Source organism: Devosia salina (assembly GCF_019504385.1).
Classification (GTDB): domain Bacteria; phylum Pseudomonadota; class Alphaproteobacteria; order Rhizobiales; family Devosiaceae; genus Devosia; species Devosia salina.
On the sequence record NZ_CP080590.1, the window covers coordinates 3047945 to 3074896 of the forward strand.

The 26952-nt window shown below is 62.8% G+C and carries 29 protein-coding genes; 9 read left to right on the plus strand and 20 right to left on the minus strand.

What is annotated here, in order from left to right; genetic code table 11:
• The first annotated feature begins 95 nt into the window (after positions 1–95).
• Positions 96–527, plus strand: a complete 432-nt coding sequence (locus K1X15_RS14970; protein ID WP_220304412.1) for a response regulator — start codon at positions 96–98, stop codon at positions 525–527.
• Here K1X15_RS14970 and K1X15_RS14975 read toward each other — a convergent pair.
• The gene (locus K1X15_RS14975) at positions 500–1051 is read right to left on the minus strand and encodes an RNA polymerase sigma factor (protein WP_220304413.1); all 552 of its coding nucleotides are present in this window, start codon (positions 1049–1051) and stop codon (positions 500–502) included. The two genes, K1X15_RS14970 and K1X15_RS14975, sit on opposite strands and share 28 nt — an antisense overlap.
• Before the next feature lie 4 nt (positions 1052–1055).
• A complete protein-coding gene (locus K1X15_RS14980) occupies positions 1056–1277 on the minus strand; it encodes a NepR family anti-sigma factor (protein ID WP_276315268.1) in 222 nt (73 codons plus the stop codon).
• A 161-nt stretch (positions 1278–1438) separates the two neighbouring features.
• On the opposite strand from K1X15_RS14980, the gene K1X15_RS14985 reads away from it, so the two are divergent.
• Both K1X15_RS14985 and K1X15_RS14990 read left to right on the plus strand, forming a co-directional pair.
• Positions 1439–2233, plus strand: a complete 795-nt coding sequence (locus K1X15_RS14985; protein ID WP_220304414.1) for a response regulator — start codon at positions 1439–1441, stop codon at positions 2231–2233.
• A gap of 120 nt (positions 2234–2353) precedes the next feature.
• On the plus strand, positions 2354–2518 hold the full coding sequence (locus tag K1X15_RS14990; protein ID WP_220304415.1) for a DUF1328 domain-containing protein: 165 nt from the start codon (positions 2354–2356) through the stop codon (positions 2516–2518).
• 56 nt (positions 2519–2574) lie between these two features.
• On the opposite strand, the gene K1X15_RS14995 is transcribed toward K1X15_RS14990, so the two are convergent.
• On the minus strand, positions 2575–3366 hold the full coding sequence (locus K1X15_RS14995; protein ID WP_220304416.1) for a YdcF family protein: 792 nt from the start codon (positions 3364–3366) through the stop codon (positions 2575–2577).
• A gap of 151 nt (positions 3367–3517) precedes the next feature.
• On the opposite strand from K1X15_RS14995, the gene K1X15_RS15000 reads away from it, so the two are divergent.
• From K1X15_RS15000 to K1X15_RS15020, 5 genes are all read left to right on the plus strand, one after another.
• Positions 3518–4315, plus strand: coding sequence for an ABC transporter ATP-binding protein (locus K1X15_RS15000; protein ID WP_220304417.1), 798 nt, complete (start codon positions 3518–3520; stop codon positions 4313–4315).
• Positions 4316–4382: 67 nt separating this feature from the next.
• The gene (locus K1X15_RS15005; protein WP_220304418.1) at positions 4383–5135 is read left to right on the plus strand and encodes a transporter substrate-binding domain-containing protein; all 753 of its coding nucleotides are present in this window, start codon (positions 4383–4385) and stop codon (positions 5133–5135) included.
• Between the two features lie 62 nt (positions 5136–5197).
• On the plus strand, positions 5198–6010 hold the full coding sequence (locus K1X15_RS15010; RefSeq protein ID WP_220304419.1) for an ABC transporter permease subunit: 813 nt from the start codon (positions 5198–5200) through the stop codon (positions 6008–6010).
• A complete protein-coding gene (locus K1X15_RS15015) occupies positions 6010–6744 on the plus strand; it encodes an ABC transporter permease subunit (protein WP_220304420.1) in 735 nt (244 codons plus the stop codon). Before K1X15_RS15010 ends, K1X15_RS15015 begins: the two co-directional genes overlap by 1 nt.
• Positions 6745–6748: 4 nt before the next feature.
• Positions 6749–7888, plus strand: coding sequence for a succinylglutamate desuccinylase/aspartoacylase family protein (locus K1X15_RS15020; RefSeq protein ID WP_220304421.1), 1140 nt, complete (start codon positions 6749–6751; stop codon positions 7886–7888).
• Here the strand turns inward: K1X15_RS15020 and K1X15_RS15025 are convergent, their stop codons facing one another.
• The 4 genes from K1X15_RS15025 to K1X15_RS15040 all read right to left on the minus strand — a co-directional run bounded on the left by K1X15_RS15025 (position 7889) and on the right by K1X15_RS15040 (position 12579).
• Positions 7889–10261: a putative bifunctional diguanylate cyclase/phosphodiesterase gene (locus K1X15_RS15025; protein WP_220304422.1), complete on the minus strand. Its 2373-nt coding sequence runs from the start codon at positions 10259–10261 to the stop codon at positions 7889–7891. It lies immediately after the preceding gene.
• 76 nt (positions 10262–10337) lie between these two features.
• On the minus strand, positions 10338–11558 hold the full coding sequence (gene uxuA, locus K1X15_RS15030) for a mannonate dehydratase (RefSeq protein WP_220304423.1): 1221 nt from the start codon (positions 11556–11558) through the stop codon (positions 10338–10340).
• Between the two features lie 59 nt (positions 11559–11617).
• A complete protein-coding gene (locus tag K1X15_RS15035; protein WP_220304424.1) occupies positions 11618–11965 on the minus strand; it encodes a DUF4326 domain-containing protein in 348 nt (115 codons plus the stop codon).
• A complete protein-coding gene (locus tag K1X15_RS15040) occupies positions 11962–12579 on the minus strand; it encodes a trimeric intracellular cation channel family protein (RefSeq protein ID WP_220304425.1) in 618 nt (205 codons plus the stop codon). The genes K1X15_RS15035 and K1X15_RS15040 overlap by 4 nt, the downstream gene beginning before the upstream one ends.
• 88 nt (positions 12580–12667) lie before the next feature.
• On the opposite strand from K1X15_RS15040, the gene K1X15_RS15045 reads away from it, so the two are divergent.
• Complete coding sequence (locus K1X15_RS15045; protein ID WP_220307564.1) at positions 12668–13288, plus strand: hypothetical protein; 621 nt, start codon at positions 12668–12670, stop codon at positions 13286–13288.
• Here the strand turns inward: K1X15_RS15045 and K1X15_RS15050 are convergent.
• The 13 genes from K1X15_RS15050 to K1X15_RS15110 all read right to left on the minus strand — a co-directional run bounded on the left by K1X15_RS15050 (position 13285) and on the right by K1X15_RS15110 (position 26902).
• Positions 13285–13620 (minus strand): cupin domain-containing protein, encoded by a 336-nt coding sequence (locus tag K1X15_RS15050; protein WP_240549510.1) that lies wholly within the window; start codon positions 13618–13620, stop codon positions 13285–13287. The genes K1X15_RS15045 and K1X15_RS15050 overlap by 4 nt on opposite strands.
• A 4-nt stretch (positions 13621–13624) precedes the next feature.
• Positions 13625–14386, minus strand: coding sequence for a 2-dehydro-3-deoxy-D-gluconate 5-dehydrogenase KduD (kduD, locus tag K1X15_RS15055; RefSeq protein WP_220304427.1), 762 nt, complete (start codon positions 14384–14386; stop codon positions 13625–13627).
• Positions 14386–15216, minus strand: coding sequence for a 5-dehydro-4-deoxy-D-glucuronate isomerase (gene kduI, locus K1X15_RS15060; protein WP_220304428.1), 831 nt, complete (start codon positions 15214–15216; stop codon positions 14386–14388). The genes kduD and kduI overlap by 1 nt, the downstream gene beginning before the upstream one ends.
• A 9-nt stretch (positions 15217–15225) precedes the next feature.
• A complete protein-coding gene (locus tag K1X15_RS15065) occupies positions 15226–15966 on the minus strand; it encodes a FadR/GntR family transcriptional regulator (RefSeq protein WP_220304429.1) in 741 nt (246 codons plus the stop codon).
• A 4-nt stretch (positions 15967–15970) separates the two neighbouring features.
• A complete protein-coding gene (locus tag K1X15_RS15070; RefSeq protein ID WP_220304430.1) occupies positions 15971–17251 on the minus strand; it encodes a TRAP transporter large permease in 1281 nt (426 codons plus the stop codon).
• Positions 17252–17256: 5 nt separating this feature from the next.
• Positions 17257–17784: a TRAP transporter small permease gene (locus K1X15_RS15075; protein ID WP_220304431.1), complete on the minus strand. Its 528-nt coding sequence runs from the start codon at positions 17782–17784 to the stop codon at positions 17257–17259.
• 59 nt (positions 17785–17843) lie between these two features.
• Complete coding sequence (locus K1X15_RS15080; protein ID WP_220304432.1) at positions 17844–18824, minus strand: TRAP transporter substrate-binding protein; 981 nt, start codon at positions 18822–18824, stop codon at positions 17844–17846.
• A 294-nt stretch (positions 18825–19118) separates the two neighbouring features.
• On the minus strand, positions 19119–20528 hold the full coding sequence (lpdA, locus tag K1X15_RS15085; protein WP_220304433.1) for a dihydrolipoyl dehydrogenase: 1410 nt from the start codon (positions 20526–20528) through the stop codon (positions 19119–19121).
• A gap of 20 nt (positions 20529–20548) precedes the next feature.
• The gene (locus K1X15_RS15090; protein ID WP_220304434.1) at positions 20549–21181 is read right to left on the minus strand and encodes a LysE family translocator; all 633 of its coding nucleotides are present in this window, start codon (positions 21179–21181) and stop codon (positions 20549–20551) included.
• A 310-nt stretch (positions 21182–21491) separates the two neighbouring features.
• On the minus strand, positions 21492–21881 hold the full coding sequence (locus tag K1X15_RS15095) for an MAPEG family protein (protein WP_220304435.1): 390 nt from the start codon (positions 21879–21881) through the stop codon (positions 21492–21494).
• Between the two features lie 92 nt (positions 21882–21973).
• The gene (locus K1X15_RS15100) at positions 21974–22423 is read right to left on the minus strand and encodes a hypothetical protein (RefSeq protein ID WP_220304436.1); all 450 of its coding nucleotides are present in this window, start codon (positions 22421–22423) and stop codon (positions 21974–21976) included.
• A gap of 162 nt (positions 22424–22585) precedes the next feature.
• The gene (gene odhB, locus K1X15_RS15105) at positions 22586–23875 is read right to left on the minus strand and encodes a 2-oxoglutarate dehydrogenase complex dihydrolipoyllysine-residue succinyltransferase (RefSeq protein ID WP_220304437.1); all 1290 of its coding nucleotides are present in this window, start codon (positions 23873–23875) and stop codon (positions 22586–22588) included.
• Positions 23876–23899: 24 nt separating this feature from the next.
• A complete protein-coding gene (locus K1X15_RS15110; protein ID WP_220304438.1) occupies positions 23900–26902 on the minus strand; it encodes a 2-oxoglutarate dehydrogenase E1 component in 3003 nt (1000 codons plus the stop codon).
• Between the last annotated feature and the right edge of the window lie 50 nt (positions 26903–26952).

The window sequence follows — 26952 nt, forward strand, 5'->3', positions numbered from 1 at the left end:
ATGGGCCCCGGGCGATCAAGTCCGTTCACCGGAGCGTTTCGCGGAAGAGTCGCCACTGTTCTTCCCGATACTGGGCGCGCCAAAACAGGCCGGGCTTGCCCGCTGTCCATATGGACCGGCGCGTTGCTCCGGCAGAAAGCGTGATCATGCTGGCCGGCCGCACGGTTCTCATCGTTGAGACCGAATTCATCATCGCGCTGGGCATCCAGGCCGTTCTCGAACAGCTGGGCGCAGCGACCGTGCTCGCCAACAGCGCCAGCGAAGCGCTGGACAAGGTGGCCAAATGGAACACCGCCGCGCTGGCCATCGTCGAACTGGAATCCAACCGCCCCGAATTGATCGAGTTCGCGCGGCAGCTCTCGCAAAGCGGGATTCCGGTGCTTGGCCTGTCGGCCGATGCGCGACTGTCCTTTGGTGTGCCGGAATTGCCCGGCACACCCGTCATCGTCAAGCCCATCCCCGACCATGACCTCGCTGAGGCGATCGCAAGACGGCTCGATCAGAACCCGTTGCCCGAGGTGACCTGAGCCGAGACTGCGTCCGGACCATAGTCGGATTCACCGCTGATCTTGAGCAGTTCGGTCAGCCGCGTGCGTGCCCGACTGACGCGGCTCTTCATCGTTCCGACCGCGCAATCGCAGATTGCCGCTGCTTCTTCATAAGAAAAACCCGAGGCCCCGATCAGAATGATCGCTTCGCGCTGGTCATCGGGCAGCTTGGACAGCGCCGCCTTGAAATCCTCGAGATCCATCGAGCCATATTGCGAGGGATGCACCGAAAGCCGCTCGGTGAACACACCATCGCTGTCCTGCACCTCGCGGCCGCGCTTGCGCATCTGGCTGTAGAATTCATTGCGCAGGATGGTGAAGAGCCAAGCCTTGATATTGGTGCCCATCTCGAAGCTGGACTGCTTGGCCCAGGCCTTCATGACGGTGTCCTGGACCAGATCGTCTGCCTTGTCGTGCTTGCCGGTCAGCGATACGGCGAAAGCGCGCAGACTGGGCAAGGTCGCAAGCATTTCGCGCTTGAAGGAAGTTCCTTCCGCACCCATGCTGTTACTCCCCGTCCCGATCGGACGACTTGCCGCCCTGGGCCTTCTCGACATTGTCGAGCTTTTCGAGCAGGTCAAGCAACTGCTCGGGGACACCTTCGTCCTGAACGGCACCATAAAGCGCACGCAGACGCGAACCGATGTCAGTCGTTGGACCGAGCCCGTCATCCGCCCGCCCCGCCTGCATGCGCACACGTTGCTGGGTCACCAGATTATCCTTTTTCATGCCTTGTTCGACCGATCAGTCATGGATCCATGTATTTCGCTGCAACAAATGCACACCGAAGCACAAAAGTTCCACCACCCGGGAACTTTTCTTGGAGACCCACGTTTTGGGCCTTCGTGAGGTTCAAGAACCCAAAAGCGTCACTCTGGGAGTTATCGTCTATGTCATTGTCCACGCGGATTGCACCGCACCTGCCCTATCTGCGGCGTTTTTCCAGGGCCGTAACGGGCTCGCAGACGTCTGGCGATGCCTATGTCGCCGCCACCCTTGAAGCCTTGATTGCCGACATTTCCCTGTTCCCAGAAGCTTCGAGCGACAGGATCGCCCTCTACAAGCTGTTTTCGGCGCTCTTTTCCTCCTCGGCCGTATCCGTGCCAGAACCCTCATCGAGCTTTGCGTGGGAACAGCGCGCAGCCGCGAACCTGGCCAATCTCGCCCCCCTGCCCCGCCAGGCTTTCCTGCTGGTGGCTGTGGAAGGGTTCAGCCATTCCCAGGCCGCCGAAATCCTCTCGATCAGTGACGACGAATTCGCCACCCTGCTCGACCAGGCCTCGACCGACATTTCCCGCCAGGTGGCCACTGAGATCATGATCATCGAGGATGAGCCGCTCATCGCCATGGATATCGAGCAGATGGTGGAGAGCCTTGGGCACAAGGTGGTCAGCATCGCCCGCACCCACAAGGAAGCGGTGACCCTGTTCAACCAGACCAACCCGCGCATGATCCTGGCCGACATCCAGCTGGCCGACGGCAGCTCGGGCATCGATGCGGTCAATGACATCCTCAACACTCACTCGGTGCCGGTGATCTTCATCACTGCCTTCCCCGAGCGCCTTCTGACCGGCGAACGACCGGAGCCAACCTTCCTCGTCACCAAGCCCTTCAACCCCGAAATGGTGAAGGCGCTAATCAGCCAGGCGCTGTTCTTCGACGAAGGCTCGAAGGCGGCCGCCTGATCAAGAGCTGAGATTTGAGACTGCGAAAGGCCGGTGCAAACCGGCCTTTTTGCTTTGCTGCGGAACTGGAACACGATCCAGCACGTTGATGAGGCAAGATCAAAACATGGAGTTATCCCCATGCTGTATTATGCACTCGTCTTTCTGGTGATCGCGTTGATCGCCGGCGTTCTTGGTTTTGGCGGTATCGCCGGCGCGTCGGCCGGTATTGCGCAGATCCTGTTCTTCCTGTTTCTGGCCTTCCTGGTCATTTCGCTGGTGATCGGCTTCTTCCGCCGGACCTGACGTCCAGGAATTCGGCCTGAATGGAACAAAACGGTGTCCGCTCGGACGCCGTTTTTTCATGGGCCGGGGAACAGGCTGTCGATCTGCCCGGTCAGTCGATAGACGGCCAGCCCGATCCACTCTCGAATAGCAGTGCTTGCCGTGTCGAAATTCTGGTCTGGATCGGTGAACTCGACCCCAAAGCCCTGGCTGCCACTGCTGCGATAGTCTGTCGGCCAGGGCACGACATCGACGCCGGCAGCGCGAAACAGCCCCACCGAACGCGGCATATGAAAGGCCGAGGTAACGAGAATGATCTTGCCACTGCCCTGGCCCAGAAGGTCCCGTGTAAACTCGGCGTTCTCGGCGGTGTTGCGGGACTCCCCTTCGAGCACCAGCCGGCTTTCGTCGAGGCCCAGCCCCACAAAGAAGCGCCGCGCAGTTTCCGCTTCGCTCTCCCCGCTTTGGACCATCAACCCGCCGCCGCCAGAGAGCACGATCCGCGCGGCCGGGTAGCGGCGTGCCAGCCACAGCGTGGTCGTCAATCGCTCACCCGCCTCGTTCAGCGCCACAGTCTGGCGCGCAGCGCTCGGTCGCGCCGTGGTCGCCCCACCCAGCATGACAATGGCGCTGACCTGGTCGGGCTGCGGATCGGGCACCACAAAACGATTTTCCAGCGGCTGGATGAGCACGTAGCCCAGGCTGGTGAAGGTGAGGAGCGCCAGCAGCAGGATCGCACCCGAATGCAGCACAACGGCACTGCGCCGGCGGCCCATCAACAGCAGCACAAGCCCCGCGATCACCAGCAGCAGCACCAGGCTCAGAGGCTGGGCGATTAGCCAGAACAGTTTGGAGAGCACAAAGAACATAGAGGCCTTTCCCTCGCGCAGGCGCGGGCAAAACCCGCTTTTTCGCTTGCTATCTCACTGGCTTCTGCTTTTCTACCAATCGGTCAAGATTGCCAGCCACAATAAGGCAATCGCCGGTCAGGAAGGCGCCCGAACTGGGCCAACGGTGAGCATGAAGCAGGCTGAACCCGCCATTGCGGGGGCATCGCCGGTCGTTGAACTGCGCGATATTCACAAATCCTTCGGAGCGCTCGAAGTGCTCAAGGGCATTTCCTTTGCCGCCAGCGAAGGGCAGGTGATCTCCCTGATCGGGTCGTCGGGGTCTGGCAAATCCACCCTGTTGCGTTGCATCAACATGCTCGAGGTTCCCGACCGCGGCGACGTGTTGATCGATGGTGAAGCCATTGTCCTCAAGGGCGATGGCGCTGGCCGCCGCATCGGCGACGAAAACCAGATCCGCCGCATCCGCTCGGAGCTGGGCATGGTGTTCCAGTCCTTCAACCTCTGGGCGCACATGACCATTCTGGAAAACGTCATGGAAGCACCCCTGGTGGTGCAGAAGCGCGCCCGGCCCGAAGTCGAGGCCGAGGCCCGCGCCATGCTCGACAAGGTTGGCATCGGCGCCAAGGCCGACGCCTATCCCGCCCAGCTTTCCGGCGGCCAGCAACAGCGCGCCGCCATTGCCAGGGCCCTGTGCATCAATCCGCGGGTAATGCTGTTCGACGAGCCGACATCCGCGCTCGACCCCGAGCTAGAAGTGGAAGTGCTGCGCGTCATCAAGCTGCTCGCCGACGAGGGCCGCACCATGGTGCTGGTGACCCATGACATGGATTTTGCCCGCTCGGTCTCTGACCGGGTGATCTTCCTGCACCAGGGATTGGTGGAGGAAGAGGGAACACCCGACGACGTCTTCGGCGCCACCCGATCGGCCCGTCTCAAGCAATTCCTCAATGCCGCCAACCATGAGTAGCGGCCTTGGGAACCGACCCGACACATCGGGCGCAACAATGAAACAAACAACCAAACGGAGAACGACCATGAAGAAGATGATGCTGGCAGCAGCAGCCATCCTGGCGCTCGGCACCCCGGCCTTTGCCCAGGAAACCGTACGCATCGCTACCGAGGGCGCCTATGCCCCCTGGAACTTCCTCAATGATGCCGGCGAGCCGGCCGGCTTCGAAATCGATCTGGGCAATGCCATCTGCGAGACCGCGGGCCTGAGCTGCGAGTGGATCATCAATGACTGGGATTCGATCATCCCGAACCTGCTCGCGGGCAACTACGACCTGATCATGGCCGGCATGTCGATCACCGAGGAGCGCCTCGAAACCATCGACTTCTCCGACAATTACTTCCCGCCCGATCCGTCGAAATACGTCGCCGCTGCCGGCGCCAATCTCGACTTCTCGGCCCTGTCCGGCGCCCGCGTCGGCGTGCAGGGCGGCACCATTCAGGCTGCCTATGCCGAGGAAACCCTGGGCGGCGCCAATACCATCGTCACCTTCACCACCGCCGACCAGGCCATGGCTGACCTGGCCGCGGGCAATCTCGACACCATCCTGGCCGACGGCGCCTATCTCGAGCCGGTCGTGACCGCTTCGAACGGGGCGATCGAATTCGTGGGCGAAGACGTGATGATCGGCAACGGCGTGGGCGCCGGCATCCGCAAGGAAGACACCGACCTCAAGGCCAAGGTCAACGAGGCCCTGGCCACGCTCAAGGCCGACGGCACCGTGGACAAGCTGATCGCCCAGTGGTTCGAGGGCAAGGGCCCGTACTTCGCCGAATAAGGCCTTTCAATCGCGCCTCTCCCGGTCACCCGGGAGAGGCTGAAACCGCAAGGGGCGGCGGGATGTCCGAAGACCTGACCTTCTGGCTCAGCTACATCACCAATGGCAAGCACCTGACCTGGTACGCCAGTTTCCAGTTCACGGTCTATGCTGCCCTTCTGGGCGGGGCACTCGCCGTCGTCTTCGGCCTGACCGGCGCGACGCTCAAGAATTCCCGCTTCTTTCCGCTGCGCCTGCTCGGGACGACCTATTCGTCCATTGTCCGCGGCGTGCCGGACGTGCTGTTCTTCCTGTTCTTCCCCCTGGCCTTTGAGCAGGGCGTGGAATGGCTGGTTTCCACCCAGGTCTGTTCGCCCGAGGCCATCGCCGCCCAGACGGCGCCCTGGCCCCCCTGCCGCGACGCCAACTGGTTCCTGGGAACCACTGAATATCTGCTGCTCGCCAGCGTGTCGCTGGGCCTCGTCTATGGCGCCTTTGCCACCAATGTCATTCACGGCGCCATGCGCGCCGTCCCTGCCGGGCAGCTGGAGGCAGCGCGGGCCTATGGCATGAGTGCCTCCCAGGTGCTCTGGCGCGTGCATATCCGCCAGATGTGGGTCTATGCCCTGCCCGGCCTCTCCAATGTCTGGATGCTGATCGTCAAGGCCACCTCGCTGCTCTCGCTGCTGCAGATCGCCGATATCGTGCTCTGGGCCGATCGGCTTGGCGCGCCAAATTTCCTGCCCTCCGTGGGCCTGGTGCATGACGACTGGCGCTGGCGCTACTATCTCGTCCTCTTCGTCTTCTACATCCTCGTCACCTGGCTCTCCGAGCGCGCCTTCGAGGCGATCATGCGCCGCACGGGACGCGGCATCCTGACCGGGGTGTCTGCGTGATGGAGGGCTTGCGCAACGATCTCGGCCTCATGGCCCCGGCAGTGGTATTCAACATCTACTTTGCCGCCGCCTCCATCCCCCTGGGCTTCGTGCTGGCGATCTTCCTGGCTTTGGGCAAGGCGTCGTCCAACCCGGTCATCAATGCGCTCTCGCGCGGCTATATCTATGCCTTCCGGGGCTCGCCGCTCTTCATCCAGTTCTTCATGTTCTATTCCCTGGCGCTCTCGCTCAACCTGACGCTGTGGAAGCCATTGGGGATATCGGGCTTCGTGCTCCATCCCCTGTTCATGGGGCCGCTGGTGCTGGTGTTGAACACGGCCGCCTACACGGCCGAGATCTTCTATGGCGCGCTCAGGGCCGTGCCGCGTGGCGCCGTCGAGGCGGCGCGCGCCTATGGCATGAGCCGGTCCCAGCAATTCCGCCGCGTGGTCTGGCCCAACCTCATTCGCCTGGCCTGGCCCGCCTATACCAATGAAGTGGTGTTCCTGTTCCACGCCACCGCCATCGTTTATTTCGCCCTGCCGGTGGTGGGGCCGCAGGCTGACCTGATGATCACCGCGAAAACCCTGTTCGAGCGCGACTACAATGCCTTCCTGCATTTCTCGGTCGCCGCGCTCTATTTCCTGGCCGTGTCGCTGGTGGTCTTCTTCCTGTTCGGCCTCGTCTATCAGCGGCTGATGCGCCACCTTCCCGCGCAGCCCGGCCTGCGCTTTGCCCCCAAATGGTTACGCTAAGACAATGACTTTCCAGCAGCACACCACCGTGCTGGCCGGCGACGCGCCCGGCCAGTCCACCACGCTTTATTGGTACACGGCCGGCCCCGAAGACGCCCCGACAAAGGTGCATCTGCAGGCGGCGATGCATGCCGACGAGCAACCGGGCACCATGGCGCTGCACCATCTGCTGCCCATGCTGCGCGACGCCGACGCCGCAGGACGGCTGAAGGCCCGCTTCGTGGTATTCCCGTCCGTCAATCCGCTGGGCCTGGCAACGCGCGTCCTGCGCCGCCATATCGGCCGCTACGACCTGGAAACCGGCGTCAATTTCAATCGCCGCTGGCCCGATCTCTATCCGCAGATTGCCGAAGCGATTGCCGGCAAGCTGACCGACGATCAGCGAACCAATCTCGGAACCATTCGGACCGCCGTCGGCACCTGGCTGGACCAGCAGCGACCGGCGACGGCGGCCCAGCGGTTGCGCCTTGCCATCCTCAAATCCGCCCATAACGCCGATATCGTGCTCGACCTGCATTGCGACGACGAGAGCCTCAAGCACATCTTCACCTCGCCCGACCTGATGCCGGGCCTGCAGGACCTGGCCGATCGCATGCAGGTGGCCGCGACCTTGACGGCCGAGGACAGCGGCGGCGGCTCCTTCGACGAGGTCCTGCCCAATCTTTATCGCAAGGCCCAGCGCGCCAATCCCGGCTTTCCCATTCCCATGGGCGCGGAAACCGCAACGCTGGAATATCGCGGCCAGGCCGATACCCATGACGCCATGGGTCGCGAGGATGCCCAGGGGCTTCATGACTTCTTCGCCGGGCGCGGGCTGATCGATGCGACCGTGCCGGACGCCACGCCGGCGCCGGGTCCAACGCCATTTGAAGCCACCGAAGTGCTGCGCGCCGACCGGCCCGGCCTGCTCGCCTATCGCGTCGGTCTGGGCGACCGGGTGAAAAAGGGCGATGTCGTCGCCGACATCATCGCCATGGATGGCCCCGATGCCTTTCTCGGCCGCAACCCTTTGCGGGCCGGCACCGATGGCATCATTCTCTCGCGCGCCAGCGCCAAATACGCGGTCGTGGGATCCTCTGTCGCCAAGATCGTGGGCACGGAAATCCTCCCGGCGCGCGCCGGCGGATATCTCCTGGAAGACTGATCAGCCGGCCAGGGCGCGCGGCGCTTCCGGCGGTTGGTCCGTGCGCGGCCTGATGGTGGAGAGCAGATAGGCCGGCAGGTCGGCCGGCGTCAGCGGCCGGGCGAAATAGAAGCCCTGCAATTGGTGGCAGGCGATCTCCGAAAGGAAGCGCGCCTGCTCGGCTGTCTCCACGCCTTCGGCGGTGATCTTGAGCTTGAGCGTCTTGGCCATGGAGGCAATGGCACGCAGGATATCGCGCGCGATCGGATCGCTGGTGGACGCCTCCACGAAGGATCGATCAATCTTGATCTTGTCGAAGGGAAACTTGAGCAGATAGCTCAAGGACGAATAGCCGGTGCCGAAATCGTCCATGGCAATGGTCACGCCCAGCGCGCGGATTTCACCCAGTTTCTCGATGACCTCGTCCGGGTTCTCGATCAGCAGCCCCTCTGTGATCTCGATTTCGAGCCGGCTGGGCGCCAGACCCGAATTGCCGAGCGCACTCTGCACCACCCGACCGATGTCCGAGCGCCGGAAGTGCCGGGCCGACAGGTTCACGGCAACGGTCAGATGCGCCGGCCAGGCCGCCGCCGCCATGCAGGCCGCATTGATGGTCCAGTCGCCGATATCGACGATAAGGTCTGACTGTTCGGCAATGGCAATGAATTCGGCCGGTGGCACCAGCCCGCGGGTGGGATGGTTCCAGCGAACCAGCGCCTCGAATCCGGTGGGCAGCCCGTCGGTGGCGCTCACCAGGGGCTGGTAGTGCAGCACCAGTTCGTTCCTGGCGATGGCGCCGCGCAGATCGGCCTCGATCAGGCGCCGCTCCCTTTGCTCGGAATCCATCTGGCTCTCGAAGAAGCGATGCGTCGAGCGGCCATCGGCCTTGGCACGATAGAGCGCCAGGTCGGCATTGCGCAGCAGATGATCGGGACGGATGCCGTCATCGGGAGCCATGGCGATGCCGATGCTGGCCCCGATCAGGAACATGTCGCCCTCGATGATGAAGGGTTCGCGCATGACCCCGATGAGCCGGCTGGCCAGGTCATCGACCACTTCGACGGATCCGGCATCGGGCAACAGGATGGCGAATTCGTCGCCGCCCAGTCGCGCGGCAACGTCGATGTCGCGCAGCTGCAATTGCAGGCGAGCGGCAACTTCGGCCAGCAGGCGATCGCCCGCCATGTGCCCCTTGCTGTCATTGACGCCCTTGAACTGGTCGAGGTCGAGGAACATCACCGAAAACGGCGTGCCATACCGCTCCAGCCGCGCCACATTCAGCCCCAGCTGCTCGGTGAACTTGGTGCGGTTCAGCAGCCCCGTCAGCGAGTCATGGTGGGCAAGCAGCGTGATCCGGCGCTCGGCGATCTTGCGCTCGCTGATATCGGAGCCCGTGCCGAGATATCCCAGATACTGCCCGGCGTCGTCGAAAGCCGGTTTCCCCGTCAGGCGCCACCAGCATTCCTGCCCGGTGATGACGATCTGCAGTTCAACATCCTGAAAGGTTTCACGGTCCGCAATGGCCCGTTCAACCTGACGCACCAGTGGATCGCCAGGCGCTGTGATATCGCGCAGGAATGCCAGGAAGTCAGCGCCGATCAGCTCGGCCTCGGGCGCGCCGGTGGCCTTGGTAAAGCCACCCGAGATGCGGTTGACAATGCCGAGCTCGTCCACGCCCCAAACCCAATCCGATGACGTCTGCTCGAACTCGCGCAAAAGCAGGCCGATGATCTGGCCCTTCTCCTCGACAAGCATTTCCGAGGCGCGCAGGGCCACGAAGGCCGCCGCATGGTTGAAGACCACGGTGACCATGATGAAGGTGAAACCACCGATCAGGGTCCCCTGCACCAGGATATCGCCAGACTGCCCAAGGCCGGTCAGCCCGCGCAGGGATCCCACTACGATCGGAATGGTGAGGGCCGCCAGGGCCTGCGGATAGTTGATGAGGGCAATCAGCGACACGCAGAGCAGACCCCCTGCCCCCAGCAACGCCACGGTGCGGATGGCCATGTCCTGCTGCACGGGCAGGACGGAGAGCACGACGGCCCAAAGTACGCCCGCAGCCAAGGCCAGGAGAACCACCTGCGTCGCTGCATGTCCGACCGCCTGGCCGGACTTGCTGCGCGAGGCCAGCATGGTGGCGTATAGATGCAGCAGATTGATCGCGCCGATCAGCGCCGCGAGCACCGGAAAGCTCGGCAGACCCCAGGTGACCACGAGGAAGACCGCCGAGACGATCAGCGACGCCGCCATCAGGGCCGGGACCATCAGCGCCAGCGAAGCAAGCTGCTGGCCCAGCAGTTTTTCACGCAAAGCCCCGGACAGGCCGTCCGCACCAATTGCGCGGTCGACAAATCCGTTGATCTGGGAAAAGGCAGCTCCGGGGGCGGACATGCCCGCACAATAGGCATTTCCCATTAATTTTGGGTATGTGCGGAGGTTAGCGCTTCAAATGCGGCAGCGCGGACCGTCAGTTCGACCGCAGACCCCACTCGGCGTGCTCGAGCGCCGTCATAACCCCGCGCAGTTCCGCCAGGCCCTTCATCCGCCCGATCGTGGGATAGCCCGGCTGCGACCGGCGCCCAAGATCGTCCAATATGTCCTGCCCATGGTCGGGACGCATGGGGATTTCCCAGTCCCTGCGGCCCTCGGCCTTGCGCCGACGCTCCTCGGTGAGGATGGCCGCAATCAGTGCCACCATGTCGGTATCGCCGCCCAGATGCTCGGCCTCGAAGAACGACCCGGCGATATCGTCATTGTCGCGCTTGACGTTCCGCAGATGCAGAAAGTGAACCTTGGGGCCGAACCGCTCCATCATGCCGGGCAGATCATTGTCGGGGCGCGCGCCCAGCGAACCCGAACACAGCGTCATGCCATTGGCGGGGCTGTCCACCGCCTCCAGAATATACTTGTAGTCCGCCTCGGTGGACATGATGCGCGGCAGCCCGAGCAAGGAGAATGGCGGATCGTCCGGGTGGCAGCAGAGCCGCAGCCCCAGTTCCTCGGCCACCGGCACCACCTCTTCGAGGAAGTCGACGAAGTGCGCCCGCAACTGCTCGCGGCTGATGGCGCCGTATTCGTCCAGATGCGCCTGCACGTCTTCGAGCGTCATGGATTCGGTCGAGCCCGGAAGGCCCATGGTCACGTTGCGCGCCAGCTGCTTCTTCTGGTCATCGTCCATCGCCTCGAAGCGTCGCGCCGCCTCGTCGGCAATGGCATTGGTGAAGTCGGCCGCGGCGCCCGGGCGCTGGAGAATATGGATGTCGAACGCGGCGAAGTCATTGATGTCGAAACGCATGCAGGAGCCGCCATTGGCGACGGTCCAGCGCAGATCTGTCCGGGTCCAGTCCAGTACGGGCATGAAATTGTAGCAGATCGTCTCGATGCCGCTGGCCGCAAGGTGCTTCATCGACACCTTGTAGTTGTCGATATGCGCGCGCCAATTGCCCTTCTGCTTCTTGATGTCCTCGCTGACCGGAAGGCTTTCCACCACATCCCATGTCAGGCCGGAAGGTGATCCGTCCCGGCGCAGGGCGATTTCCCCGTGGCGCTTGGCAATCTCCTCGGGCGTCCAGACCAGCCCATTGGGCACATGATGCAGGGCGCTGACCACGCCCGCCGCACCGGCCTGGGTGATGTCGTCAATGCTGGTAAGGTCTTTCGGGCCGAACCACCGCCAGGTCTGTCGCAAGTCAAAACTCCAATCTTGTATGGAAGCTAGATGCCATATCCGCCAACGGGCGGGAAGCCTTAATCATTGGCCAGTGTGAGCAGGGTATCGACGTGGCAGGGCGAGCCCTCGCGGCACCAGCAGGCGAGGTTCTTGCCTCGAAGGCTGGCGCGAATTTCGTCCAGGGTCGGACGCGGCCGGTCAGCCTCGATCTCGCCCCGCATCCAGCGCCCGTAGCGCGACACCGCCTCGGCCTGGGCGGCATCCTTGTCGAGGCCCGTCTCGGCCATGACCGTATCGATGGTGAAGGGATTGCCCCACGGCCCGGGTCGCGCCACCGACTGGGCGGGGAGTCCATTGATGGCGTGCGAGATGGCCTGCAGATCAAAGCCCCCGCGTCGCGACAAGACAATCCGCACCGGCCTCATTTACGCATCTCCCGATCGTAGACGAATTTGGGCATTTCCCATTTGAAGGCGATGGCCAACACGCGCAGCGTGAAGCCAATGGCGATGGCAACGATCACCATGAGGTTGATCGGCAACCCGCCCATCAGGCCGAGATAGTAGATTACCCCGGTCACCAGCGACACGGTGGCATAGAGCTCGCCTTGGAAGATCAGCGGAATGTCGTTGCAGAGCACGTCGCGCAATACGCCACCCGCCGTCCCGGTGACCATGCCCGCGACAATGACGATGATCGGATGCACACCCGCCTCTATGCCGATATTGCAGCCGATGACGGTGAAGACAACCAGGCCCAGCGCATCGAGCAGCAGGAACGGCCAACGCAGACGATCCACCAGCCGCGCCAGCGGAATGGTGATCAGCGCCGCACCGCACACCAGCAGCAGCACATAAGGATTTTCCACCCACACGAGCGGATAGTGATCGAGGAAGATGTCGCGCATGGTTCCACCGCCCAGCGCGGTGACGCAGGCGATGAGGCAGACCCCGAACCAGTCCATGTTGCGCCGTCCCGCTGCCAGGGCGGCGGTCATCGCTTCGGCCGCTATGGCGATGTAGAAGGCGATGAGCAGCATGGCAGGCTTCCTCCGCGTCGAAACCGGGTTGCGTGGCGAACGTTACGTCTCCACCATCTGCCTGTCCCCCGACGCGGAAACAAGCCCCATGCGCCAGCCCCGCACTGTCCGAGCCCTTGAAGAGTTCGGTCGCGTTCGTTTGAGCGACAGCTTCTTCATGCGCGACTTTCTCTATTCCGAGATTGCCGCGATCAATGGGTTCGCCAATCTGCCAGACGATCCGGACCTTGCCATTGCAGCCGGCCGGCGCCTGTGCGAGGACCTGCTCGAGCCGCTGCAGGCGCGTTTCGGCCGCATCTCGGTGCGCTCGGCCTATCGCTCGCCCGAGGTCAACGGCTTTGGCAATGCCAATAAGCTCAACTGCGCCACCAACGAAAAGAACTTCGCCGGCCATATCTGGGACCGGCGCGATGCCGAGGGCAGGATGGGCGCCACGGCCTGCGTGATCGTCAATCGCTTCATCCCCTATTACGAGCGCACCGGGGACTGGGAAGCCTTGGCCTGGTGGATACACGATCACTTGCCCTATTCCGATATAGAGTTCTTCCCCAAGTTCGCAGCCTTCAACCTGCAATGGCGGGACGACCCCGTTCGCAGCATCCAAAGCTTCATCCCGCCGCGCCGGGGCAGGCTGACAATGCCGGGAAAACCAAACTGGTCCGGCCGTCACCACGACGCCTATGCCGCCATGCTTGCCGAAATCGACTAGAGAAAATCGGCCCTGTGCGGCGTGAACACATCCACCAGCCGGCCCTTTTCCAGCGCTACGACGCTGTGCACGAAGCCCGAGGGAACGATGAAGCTGCCGCCCTGCCCCACCACTTGGGTCACTCCGTCGATGGTCACTTCGAAACTGCCCTCGGCCACATAGCTGACCTGGATATGCGGGTGGCTGTGCGGCGCGCCGACAGCGCCCTTGTCGAAGCCAAACTCCACCTGCATCAATTCGGGCGTGTGGATCAGTACCCGGCGGGTGTTGCCCGGCCCAAGCGTGGTCCATTCGGTGGCATCAGGCTGCGCGAAATATTGTTGTTCGGTCATATCATCACCTCGCAAGCCAACCGCCATCGACCGGGATGACGGCACCGTGCATGTAGTTGGAAGCGGGCGCGAGCAGGAAGACCGCCGCGTCGCCAATGTCGGACGGCACACCCCAGCGTCCGGCCGGGATGCGCCCGAGAATGGCGGCAGACCGATCGGCATCGTTGCGCAAGGCTTCCGTATTGTTGGTTTCGATATAGCCCGGCGCGACCGCATTCACATTGATACCTTTGGCCGCCCACTCATTGGCGAGCAGCCGCGTAATGCCCAGCACGCCGCTTTTTGACGCCGTATAGCTGGCCACCCGGATACCACCCTGGAAGCTGAGCATCGAGGCAATGTTGACGATCCGCGCAGGACGCTCGGCAGCGATGGCCTTTCGCCCGAGCGACTGGCAGAGAAAGAACATCGTCTTGAGATTGATATCCATCACCGCGTCCCAGTCCGCCTCGGTGAATTCCACCGCATCGACGCGCTTGATAATGCCGGCATTGTTGACCAGGCCATCAATCGGCCCGTGCTCGTTCCATGCCCCGTCAAACATGGCCTGCGCGTCCCTGGTGGACCCGAGGTCGGCACGCAGCTCGACAAAATCGGCACCCTGCCCCGCCATCAGCGCGGCAGTTTCTTCCATCGAGGATCGGCCGACGCCGATGACCTTGCCGCCGGCCCGGCCGATGGAAAGGGCAATGCCCTGCCCGATACCGGTATTAGCACCGGTGACCATGATGGTCCTGCCAGCGAGGGAAAAGGCGCCGAGATCCATCAGCGCAGGTCCTGCATTTCGACCTTCTCGACATCGGTATAGTCGACATTGTCGCCGGCCATCGCCCAGATGAAGGTGTAGGCGCCAGTACCGGCGCCACAATGGATCGACCAGGGCGGGGAGAGGATCGCCTGCTCGTTGCGCACGATCAGGTGCCGGCTTTCGTCCGGCTCCCCCATAAGGTGGACGACAAAGGCATCGGGCTTGAGATCGAAATAGAGATAGGCCTCCATGCGGCGGTCATGGACATGGGCGGGCATGGTGTTCCACACCGAACCAGGCGCGAACTGGGTAAGCCCGACCACCAGTTGGCATGTCTTGACGCTGTCGGCATTCACATACTGGAAGATCGAGCGCTCATTGGCGGTTTCGTTACTGCCCAGGTCCAGCCGCTTGGCATTGGCTTTCTGCAGGAGCGTGGTGGGATAGCTGGCGTGCGCCGGAGCGCTGAGCAGATAGAACTTGGCGCCCTCACCGGCAAAGCGGACATCGCTGGCGCCCATGCCGATATAGAGCATGTCGCGCGGGCCCACCGCATGGTCTGTGCCATCGACCGAGATTGCTCCGGCCTCGCCGATATTGACGGCGATCAGCTCGCGCCGATCAAGGAAGTTGGCGGTGCCGGTGGGCTTGATCGCTTCGAGCGGCAGCGCCCCGCCACCGGGCACCGCGCCCCCAACGGCCATGCGATCATAATGCGTATAGGTCCAGCGCACCTGCCCTGGCACGAACAGATCATCGATCAGGAAGTTGTCGCGCAATTCGTCCGTGCCCATGGCCGCAGCGGTGCTGGGGTCGATGGCGAAGCGAATGTCGAAATCGGTGGTCATGGGCTGGTCCTAGTTCGTCTGGCTCTGTTCAGCCAGGCGGCTGCGATAGCGCTCCTGGCTGCGCGAAAGATGCTCGCGCATCGCCTCGCGCGCGCCGTCCGCGTCGCGGGCCGCGATGGCGGTGAGGATACGGCGATGCTCTTCATGCAGGCCCACCTGGTATTCGTAAGTGAGCACGCTCTCGGTGCCCCAGGGCGAGGCCACGTCGCACGGAATGGTGCGGCTCCCCAAGGCGTCCAGCACTTCGAGATAGAAGGGATTATTGGTGGACGCCGCGATGGCGCGATGAAAGGCAAAATCGGTCTTGCCGGTGGGATTGCCCAGTTTCATCAGGCGCCCGAACTCGTTCCACGCCTCCTGGATCGCGGCGACCTGGCTGGTGCTGTGGCGCTGCGCCGCAAGGCCGGCACTTTCGATCTCGATGCCCATGCGCACCTCGAGCACATTGAGCGCGACCGAAATCTTGTTCGAACGCTCCCCCGCAATGGCGCTGAAGGGAGAACTCGCCTGCGCCATGACAAAGACGCCGGCGCCCTGGCGCGGTTGCACCATGCCATCGGCGGCCAGCGCCGCTATGGCCTCGCGCACCACCGTGCGGCTGACACCAAAATGGGTGGTGAGCTGGCTTTCGGTCGGCAGCTTCTCGCCCGGCCCGAACTCGCCAGCCCCGATGCGCTTGCGCAGCGCATCGACGACCATTTCGGCAAGCTTGGGTTTGCGGGCGGGGGGGAAGTCGTCAATCAGGGCCATGACGTCACCGGAACACGCTCGGAAGCCACAGCGACAGGGCCGGAACATAGGTCACGAGCCCGAGCACGATCAGGCCGGCCAGGTAGAATGGCCAGACGCTGCGCATGGCGGCCCAGATGGAAATCTTGCCCACGGCGGCAGCCACGAACTGCACCGGCCCGAGCGGTGGGGTGTTGAGCCCGATGCCCAGATTGAGGATCATGATGACGCCGAAATGCACCGGATCGACGCCGAAGCTGGTGACCATGGGCAGGAAGATGGGCGTGGTGATGATAATGAGCGGCCCCATGTCCATGAAGGTGCCCAGGATCAGGAGCAGCACATTGATGAGCAGGAGCACCATCAGCGGATCGCTGGTGAGCTGGCCGACGAATTCGGTCAGGATCGGCGCGACCTTGAGATAGGCCATCAGCCAGCCAAACGAAGCCGCCGCGCCGATGATGAACAGCACCATGGCCGTGGTGCGTACCGCGCCTGAGACGCAATGCACGAAAGTGGACCAGTTCATGGTGCGGTAGATCAGAAGCGTCACCAGGAACGCATAGATGACCGCGATGCAGGAACTTTCAGTGGCCGTGAAGATGCCCGAGCGCACGCCGCCAAAGATGATGGCAATGAGCAGCAGGCCCGGAATGGAAATGAGGAAATACTGGATGGCCTTGGAAAAGCCGGGAAAGGGTTCGGTGGGATAACCACGGCGCCGCGCCACGACATAGGCAGTGATCATCAGCGCCAGCGCCAGCAACAGTCCGGGGATGACACCGGCGGTGAACAGATCCGCAATCGAGATGCGCCCGCCACCGGAGAGCGAATAGATGATCATGTTGTGGCTCGGCGGCAGCAGGAGGGCGATCAGGGCCGCCATCGAGGTCACATTGACCGCATAGTCGGCGCCATAACCACGCGCCTTCATTTGAGGGATCATGATGCCGCCCACGGCAGCCGCCTCGGCCACGGCGGAACCGGAAATGCCGCCGAAAAGAGTCGAGGCCAGGACATTGACCTGCCCCAACCCGCCGCGAATGTGACCAACCACGGCACCGGCAAAGGCGATGATCCGCGCGGCAATACCGCCGCGCATCATCAGGTCCCCGGCAAAGATGAAGAACGGAATGGCCAGCAGAGTAAAGGGCGACACGCCCGAGGTCAGTTGCTGGAACACAACCACCGGAGGCCGGCCGATATAGACGATGGTGGCAAAGCTGGCGATGCCGAGCGAGAAGGCAATGGGCGTGCCCACGACCATGAGCAGGCCGAACACGCCAAAGAGAATCCAATATTCCATAGCGATCAGGCCTCGGAAACGGTCGGGTCGGTGGCGTCGGCGTCGACAGGTTCTCCTGCCAGTCGCAGCGCCATGCGCTCAAGAACGAACAGGCAGATCAGGACGCCCGAAACCACGATGGGGAGATAGGTGAAGGTCTGCGGCAAGCCCAGCACCGGAATACGGACGCTGGCGCCACGAATGGCCAATTCACCACCATAAAAGATCATGCCGAAGGCAAAGGCGAAGATGGCGATATCGCTGATGCTGCGCAGCCAGGGTTTGGCCGCCGGAGGCAGGGCATAGAGCAGCACGTCGAAACCCATGTGGAATTTCTCGCGCACGCCAACCGCCGCACCCAGGAAGATGAACCAGCTCATGATCATGATCGATCCGCCTTCCGTCCAGGACGGGGAGGCGTTGACGACGTAGCGCATATAGACCTGGTAGGCGACGATGATGGTCATCGCCACAAGCCCGGTTCCGGCAATCCACAGGGCCAGGGTCGATATCCTGCCCAGCACCCGGCTTGCCGCCAGCAGCCCGTTCTTCATCGTCTCATTCTCCTTGGAAGCAAGACCGGGCCGGCGCGGGGTCGGCCCGGAATGCTGCATCAGCCTTCAGTGGCCTGGATGCGGGCCACCAGGTCCTGGAGCTTGGGATCGGTGACATACTTGTCGTAGACCGGCTTCATCGCATCGATGAAAGGCTGCTTGTCGACTTCGTTGATCTTGACGCCCATGGCTTCGACCTTGGCCTTGGATTCGACTTCCTTGGCGGCCCAGAGCTCGCGCTGATAGGCGACCGATTCCTTGGCCGCGTCGCGCATGGCCTGCTGCACTTCGGGGCTGAGGCCATCCCAGACGATCTTGGAGACCACCAGCACTTCGGGCACCATCAGGTGTTCGTCGAGCGAGTAGAACTGGGCGACTTCCGCGTGACCGGCGGTATCATAGCTGGGATAATTGTTTTCAGCGCCGTCGATAACGCCGGTCTGGATGCTTGAATAGACTTCGCCATAGGGCATCGGGGTGGCGTTGCCGCCCAGGGCGCCAACCATGTCCACGAAGATGTCCGAGCCCATGACGCGGAACTTGAGGCCTTCCATGTCGGCGGGCGAATTGATCGGCTTCTGGCTGTTGTAGAACGAGCGCGCGCCGCCGTCGTAATAGGCCAGCGCAATCACGTCCACGGACTCGAAGGCTGCCAGGATTTCCTCGCCGATCGGGCCATCGAGCACGTTGTGGAAGTGTTCCGCCGAGCGGAAGATGAACGGCAGCTGGGTGACGGTGGCCTCGGGCACCTGAGTGCCGAAGGCACCGATGGAAATGCGGTTGAGATCGATCACGCCGAACTGGGTCTGCTCGATCGTATCGGCTTCCTGGCCAAGCTGGGCCGAGTGGAACACTTCCACCGAATACTGGCCATTGGTCTTTTCGGAGAGCAGCTCGCCGAACTTTTTCACTGCTTCAACAGTGGGATAGCCGTCGGGATGGGTATCGGACGAGCGCAGCACCGTCTGGGCGCTGGCGGCCGAAACCATAAGCGTGGATGCGACGACGGCAGCAGCCGCCATCTTAGGCAGATGAAACATGGTTGTCCTCCCAATGTGACTTCAAGGCCGGGTGTTCTAGGTCCCTACCGGCCCGAACGGCAGGAATCCTGCCGCCAGCCCGTCTTTTCGTTTGCCGATCGGCGAGCCTTGCGCAAAACTGGTATGGAAGTTCAAGTGACAAGTCAACATACAATAACTCGTATGTTGTATGATGAATTTTGGCGGATAAGCTAAGACCTTCGGCCGCAATGACAAACCCCGGGCCATGGCCCGGGGTTCGCTGTGGATTATTCTGGCAGGGTCCTGGACCCCGTTGATGAACGGGTTCTGAACCTAAATGTGAATGGCTCCGTCGCCGAGCGACAGCGCGGCCTCGCGAATGGCTTCGCTGAGGGTCGGATGGGCGTGGGTCGTGCGGGCGAGATCTTCCGAGGCACCCGAGAACTCCATCAGCGTCACCAGCTCATGGATCATCTCGCCGGCATTCTTGCCCACGATATGCGCGCCCAGCACGCGATCGGTATCGACATCAGCCAGGATCTTCACGAAGCCCTGGGTGGCCAGCATGGCCTTGGCGCGACCATTGGCGGTGAAGGGGAACTTGCCGATCTTGTAGTTGACGCCTTCGGCCTTGAGCTCGTCCTCGGTCTTGCCGACGGAGGCGACTTCCGGGTTGGTGTAGACCACGGCCGGAATGGCGGAATAGTTCACATGGCCGGCCTGGCCGGCGAGGATTTCGGCGACAGCAATGCCCTCGTCCTCGGCCTTGTGGGCCAGCATCGGGCCGGCAATGACGTCGCCGATGGCATAGATGCCATCGACCGAGCTCTTGAAGTGGCCATCGACGCGCACGCGGCCGCGCTCGTCCAGCGCCACGCCGGCGAGGTCGAGGCCAAGGCCCTCGGTGAAGGGCTTGCGGCCAATGGCGACCAGCGCCACATCGGCGTCCAGCACCTCGGCCTCGCCGCCCTTGGCGGGCTCCACGCGAACCTTGAGCGAGCCGTCTTCCTGCTTGTCGACACCAGCGACCTTGCTCGAGAGCTTGAATTCCATGCCCTGCTTCTGCAGCATGCGCTGGAACTGGCGGGCCACTTCGCTATCCATGCCCGGAAGGATGCGGTCGAGATATTCGACCACGGTGACCTGGGCGCCCAGGCGCATCCAGACCGAACCGAGCTCAAGGCCGATGACGCCGGCGCCGATGACGACCAGGCGGTTGGGGACCTTTTCCAGCGTCAGCGCGCCGGTGGAGGTCACCACCTGCTTCTCGTCGATCTCGATGCCCGGCAGATTGGCCGAGACCGAACCGGTGGCGATGACGATGTTCTTGGTGGCGATCTCGGTCTGGGCGCCGGTCTGCGGCGTCACCAGCACCTTGCCGGCTGAGGGGATCGAGCCGATGCCGCGGAAGACGGTGATCTTGTTCTTCTTGAAGAGGTAATCGACACCGCCGACATTGGAGGCCACGGTCTCGGAGCGATGGTTCTGCATCTGCTTGAGATTGAGCTGCGGCGCCGGGATATCGATGCCCAGCGCCTTGAAGCCATGGCCGGCTTCCTCGAACAGTTCGGAGGCATGCAGCAGCGCCTTGGAGGGGATGCAGCCGATATTGAGGCAGGTGCCGCCAAGGGTCGCCCATTTCTCCACCACGGCAACCTTCATGCCCAGCTGTGCCGCGCGAATTGCGCAGACATAGCCGCCGGGGCCCGAGCCGATGATGGTAAGGTCGAATTGGTCTGCCATTGTTCTTGCCTCAGAGAGTGTCAGCGCTGCTGGGCGAGTGCGACACGCACAGCCAGCGCCAGGAATGTAATGCCGGTGACCCGATTAAACCACCGGCCGACGCGGAAAAAGCCCTGCCGCACCGAAGGGGTCGTAAAGAAAACCGACACCAATGCGAACCAGGCAAAAAGCATGAGGGACATGCTGCCCACATAGATCACCTTGACCTGCCCCGCCGTATGCATCGACACCAGCGAGGTAAAGAGCGCCAGGAAGAACAGCACGGCCTTGGGATTGAGCAGATTGGTGAGGAAGCCGAGCGCGAAGGCTGCCATGTCGCCCTTGCGCGCCACGGCGCCCTCGGCCACCACGGGCGGCTGTGGCGGCGGGCTGCGCAGGGCCGCAATGGCAAGCCAGACCAGATAGGCCGCGCCAGCCCATTTGAGGATGTTGAACAGCAGCAGCGACTGCCCGACGATCACGCCGACGCCGAGCAGCGTATAGGTGCCGTGCACCAGAATGGATGTGGCAATGCCCGCCGAGGTCAGCAGCGCCTCGCGGCGGCCATGGACCACCGACTGGCGCAGCACCATGGCGAAATCGGCACCGGGAATGACGGCATTGATGCCGAAAGCCAGCATCAGGCCGAGAAATTCGAACCAGGGGAAGTCCATAGGTCGCCACCGCCGCGAAATATCGGGCTAACGGTTACACCAGCCGGGGCCACTGGGCAACGCAGGGCAGCTTATGTCCCCCTGCCCTATGGGCATGGGGGTGTGCTGTGGTCAAGATAACCTTGGAGAAGGCTGGGCAAGCCCCCCACCCTAGCTTTGCTACGGCCTTCGGCCTAGCGACGCTACCCTCCCCACAAGGGGGAGGGAGACGATGAACACAGCCGCTTCGATCTTTTGCATCCCTCCCCTTGATGGGGAGGGACCGAGGGTGGGGTGGGCGGCAAACGTCGAACCTGGAATGATTCCGGGCCTAAAACGCCACGCCGAAAAACATCAGCACCAGTCCCAGAAACGAGATCGTCCAGATCAGCGAGCGCATCTGGTTGATGTCGATGAAATAGGCCGGCAGATAGGCCCAGCGCGCCCAGAACCAGATATGGGCGCCCCATTGGGTGAGACCATCGGAGCGGCCCGACATTTCGGTCGCGACAGCCAGGGCGATGAAGATGCCATAGGTTTCGAGAAAATTGGCGAGCGCTCTTTGCCCGCGCATTGTCCATTTGTTGGGCGGACGCTCATGGTCGCGCTGGCTATTGGCGTGCTCGACGCCGTAGTCGATGCGATAAAGCGTCAACTGGACGCCCAGATAGGCGAAGGCCAGCACGGTGCTCCAGATAAGCAGGGTCAGTTCAACGCTCATGGGCAACTCCTTTGCCCCGAACAACGTGGCGCCCTGCCCTTCGGATCAACAAAAACTGCGATGTGGCAAGGCCTTGCCGTAAGCGGCCCGCATCAGGAGGCGGAAATGTCCTGCGCGCGCTTGAGCACGCCGGGCAATTGCTGGTCGATATCCAGCGCGCCGCTTTCCACCTGTTCGAGAAAGGCGCGGCAGAATACGTTCTTGTCCGAGGCCTGGTTATAGGCGGTCATGATCTGGCTGCCGCCATAGGTCTCGGCCGCCTTGCGCTCTTCGCCCGAACCGCCGCCGAGCCGCGCGATGACCCGGTCCGCGAGATCAAGATAGCTGACATTGCGCAGATACCAATTGGCCGCCGCATCCTTGTAGGCGGTATCGAGCCCGGTGGTCTCGTAGCAATGGGTGGTCATCACATCGACGATGGCCTTGGAGCCATGAAAGGCCATGAGTTCGCCCACGAGCGCTTTGTCCGTGGTGTCCTGTGCCACCGCCGGCAGGGCCAGCATCGACAGGACCGCACCCGCAACCAACTTTGCTCGAAACACCAAATTCTCCAGAGCCAGAATGAAACGGCGCCCACGCTGCATGCGTATCAAGGCCAAATGCTAACGGAACCTTACCGGCGGACCATGCTCCACACACCAATTGGTGAGGCATGAAAAAGGCCCGCCGAAGCGGGCCTTTCAAGCGCAGAACTGTGGCGACTTTTAGAGGTCGAGCACCAGGCGCTCCGGCGCCTCCAGGCTTTCCTTGACGCGGACGAGGAAGGTCACGGCTTCCTTGCCATCGACAATGCGGTGATCGTAGCTCAGCGCCAGATACATCATCGGGCGGATGACGATCTGACCGCCGACCACAACCGGACGCTCCTGGATCTTGTGCATGCCCAGAATGCCCGATTGCGGGGCATTGAGGATCGGCGTCGACATCAGCGAGCCATAGACGCCACCATTGGAGATGGTGAAGGTGCCGCCCTGCATGTCGGCCATGGAGAGCTGGCCGTCGCGGGCCTTCTTGCCCAGATTGCCGATTTCCTTCTCGATCTCGGCAATGCTCATCTGGTCGGCATTGCGCACCACCGGCACCACCAGGCCCTTGTCGGTGCCCACGGCCACGCCGATATGGGCGTATTGCTTGTAGATCAGGTCATCGCCATCGATCTCGGCATTGACCGCCGGGATTTCCTTGAGGGCGTGGACGACGGCCTTGGTGAAGAAGCCCATGAAGCCCAGCTTGACGCCGTGCTTCTTCTCGAACAGCTCCTTGTACTGATTGCGCAGGTCCATCACCGGCTTCATGTCCACCTCGTTGAAGGTGGTCAGCATGGCGGCGGTGTTCTGCGCATCCTTCAGGCGGCGGGCGATGGTCTGGCGCAGGCGGGTCATCTTGACCCGCTCCTCACGCTCGGCATCGTCGGCGGCCACCGGAGCACGCGGTGCAGCGGGCTTGGCGGCCGGAGCCGCAGCAGGAGCGACCTGTGCCACTGCAGGCGCGGCGGCCTGTGCGGGACGCGCCAGGGTGGCCAGCACATCTTCCTTGAGCACCTGGCCGGCCTTGCCCGAGCCGGCGATATTGCCGGCGTCGAGGCCCTTTTCATTGATCAGCTTCTGCGCCGAGGGGGCCGGCGCCCGATCGGTGGCCGTGGTCGGCTGGGGCGCCGGCTCGGTCTGGATCACCTCAGGGCCCGCCGCATTGTTGGCGGGGGTCTCTACCTTGGGCTCGGACGGAGCCGCAGCCGGCGCGGCGGCGGCAGCGCCCGCCCCGGCGGCAATCGCGCCGAGCAGCGCACCGACATCGACGGTCTCGCCCGGCTGGGCCGCGATGGCCTCGAGCACGCCGGCAGCAGGGGCCGGCACTTCGATGGTCACCTTGTCGGTCTCGAGCTCGACAATGGGTTCATCGGCGGCGACGCTGTCGCCCACCTTCTTGAACCACTGGCCGATGGTTGCTTCGGTAACGCTTTCACCCAGGGTCGGGACGCGGATTTCTGTCGACATTGAAAATTGTCCTTCTTGGTCGGGTTACTGCGCGAACGCGTCGTCGAGGAATGCCTGGAGCTGCGCCAGATGCGTGCGCATCAGGCCAGTCGCCGGGGAAGCAGCTGCCGGACGGCCGACATAGCGCACCCGTTCGCCACCGCGGCCCATCTGGTCGAACACCCATTCCACATAGGGCTGGATGAAGGCCCAGGCGCCCATATTGCGCGGCTCTTCCTGACACCAGACCACGTCCGCATTGGGGAAGCGGCCCAGCTCGTCGAGCACCGCCTTGGCCGGGAACGGGTAGAGCTGTTCGACGCGCAGCAGATAGACATCATTGATGCCCTTCTTCTCGCGGTCTTCCAGAAGGTCGTAATAGACCTTGCCGGTACACAACACGACGCGGCGGATCTTGTCGTCCGAAGCCAGCTTGATCGTGGTCTTGGGCAGGCCCGGCGCCTCGGCATCGTCCCAGAGCAGGCGATGGAAGCAGGAATCAGGGCCCATCTCGACCAGGCCCGAGACCGCCCGCTTGTGGCGCAACAGGCTCTTGGGGGTCATCAGGATCAGCGGCTTGCGGAAGTCGCGCTTGAGCTGCCGGCGCAGCACATGGAAATAATTGGCCGGCGTGGTGCAATTGGCGACCTGCATATTGTCTTCGGCGCATAGCTGCAGGAAGCGCTCGGGACGCGCCGAGGAGTGCTCGGGGCCCTGCCCTTCATAGCCATGCGGCAGGAGCATCACCAGGCCCGACATGCGGAACCACTTGCGCTCGCCCGAGGAGATGAACTGGTCGATGACGACCTGAGCACCATTCACGAAGTCGCCGAACTGGGCTTCCCACAGGGTCAGCGCCTTGGGCTCGGCCAGGCTGTAGCCATATTCGAAACCGAGCACGGCTTCTTCCGAGAGCATCGAATTGATGACCTCGTAGCGGGCCTGGTCTGGATCGAGATTGTTGAGCGGCGTATAGGTCTTGGCCTCGACCTGCTGGTCGTTGAGCACCGAATGGCGCTGGCTGAACGTGCCGCGTTCGCAATCCTGGCCGGAGAGGCGCACCGGGTGACCCTCGGTCACCAGAGTGCCGAAGGCCAGCGCCTCGGCCGTGGCCCAGTCGATGCCCTCGCCCGATTCGATGGCGCTCAGACGATTGTCCATGAACCGCTTGACGGTCTTGTGGACGTTGAAGTCCTCCGGGACCCTGGTCAGCTTGGTGCCGATCTCGACCAGCTTGTCGAGGGCAACGCCGGTCTCGCCGCGGCGCGGACCTTCGTCCTCGGCAGGCTTGAAGCTCTTCCACTGCCCGTCGAGCCAGTCGGCCTTGTTGGGGCGATAGTCCTGGCCGGATTCGAACTCGCCTTCCAGATGCGCCTTCCAGTCAGCCTTGAGCTTGTCGACATCGGCCTGGGTGACCAGACCCTCGCCGATCAGCTTCTCCGAATAGAGTTCCAGGGTCGTCTTGTGACCGCGGATCTTGGCGTACATCGTGGGCTGGGTGAAGCTGGGCTCGTCGCCCTCATTGTGCCCGAAGCGGCGATAGCAGAACATGTCGATGACGACCGGCCGGCCGAACTTCTGCCGGTATTCGACAGCGACCTTGGCCGCGAACACCACCGCCTCCGGATCGTCGCCATTCACATGCAGCACCGGCGCCTCGATCATCTTGGCGACATCGGTGGGATAGGGCGAAGAGCGCGAATACATCGGCGAAGTGGTGAAGCCGATCTGGTTATTGATCACGAAATGGATCGACCCGCCGGTCCGGTGCCCCTTGAGGCCCGACAGACCCAGGCATTCGGCAATCACGCCCTGCCCGGCAAAGGCGGCGTCGCCATGGATCAGCAGCGGCAGCACCATGGACCGGTCCGGCTTGCCATCGGTGGCGATGTTGACGAGCTTGCCATCGGGCGCGATGTGCTGGTCCTGCTTGGCGCGGGACTTGCCCAGCACCACCGGATCGACGATCTCGAGATGCGACGGGTTGGCGGTCAGCGACAGGTGCACCTTGTTGCCGTCGAAATCGCGGTCGGAAGAAGCACCCAGATGGTACTTCACGTCACCCGAACCCTCGACATCGTCGGGATAGAAGGCGCCGCCCTTGAATTCGTGGAACAGGGCGCGATGCGGCTTCTGCATCACCTGGGTGAGCACGTTGAGGCGACCACGATGGGCCATGCCCAGGACGATGTCCTTGATGCCCAGCGCGCCGCCGCGCTTGATGATCTGCTCGAGCGCCGGAATGGTGGCTTCGCCGCCATCAAGACCAAAGCGCTTGGTGCCGGTATATTTGACATCGAGGAACTTCTCGAAGCCTTCCGCCTCGACCAGCTTGGAAAGGATCGCCTTCTTGCCCTCGGGGGTGAAGGTGATTTCCTTGTCCGGCCCCTCGATGCGCTCCTGGATCCACTGCTTGGCCTCGGGATCGGAGATGTGCATGAACTCGATGCCCAGCGTACCGCAATAGGTCCGCGTCAGGATCGCCAGCATCTCGGGAATGGTGGCGTATTCGAGCCCCAGATAGTTGTCGATGAAGATCTTGCGGCCATAATCGGCGTCGGTGAAGCCATAGCTCTTGGGATCGAGCTCAGGCGCCGGTTCGTCGGTCTTGAGCTTCAATGGATCGAGATCGGCATGCAAATGGCCGCGCATGCGATAGGCGCGGATCATCATGATGGCACGGATCGAATCGCGCGTGGCCTGCAGCACATCGGTGGCGCTCGGCGCCGGCTTGCCTTCCGCGGCGGCCTTCTTGCTCACGGCCTTCTCGACCTTGAGTGCGGCCTGACCCCAATCGCCGTCGAGCGCGCTGACCAGATCGCCGCCTTCAGCAGGCGGCCAGTCCTTGCGGCCCCAGCTCGGGCCCTCGGCATTCTTCTGGGCCTCGGCCTGGCTGTCATCGAGCCGGGAGAAGAAGCTCGACCAGGTCGGATCGACGCTGGAAGGATCGGTTTTGAAGCGGGAGTAGAGTTGTTCGATGTAGTCGGCGTTCCCCCCATAGAGGAACGAGGTCAGCAAGAACGTGTCGTTCTTTTCCTGTCGTGTCATCGCTTTGTGTCGCAGGACCTTGCGCCCTGCCATCCTTCTCAACGAACCGG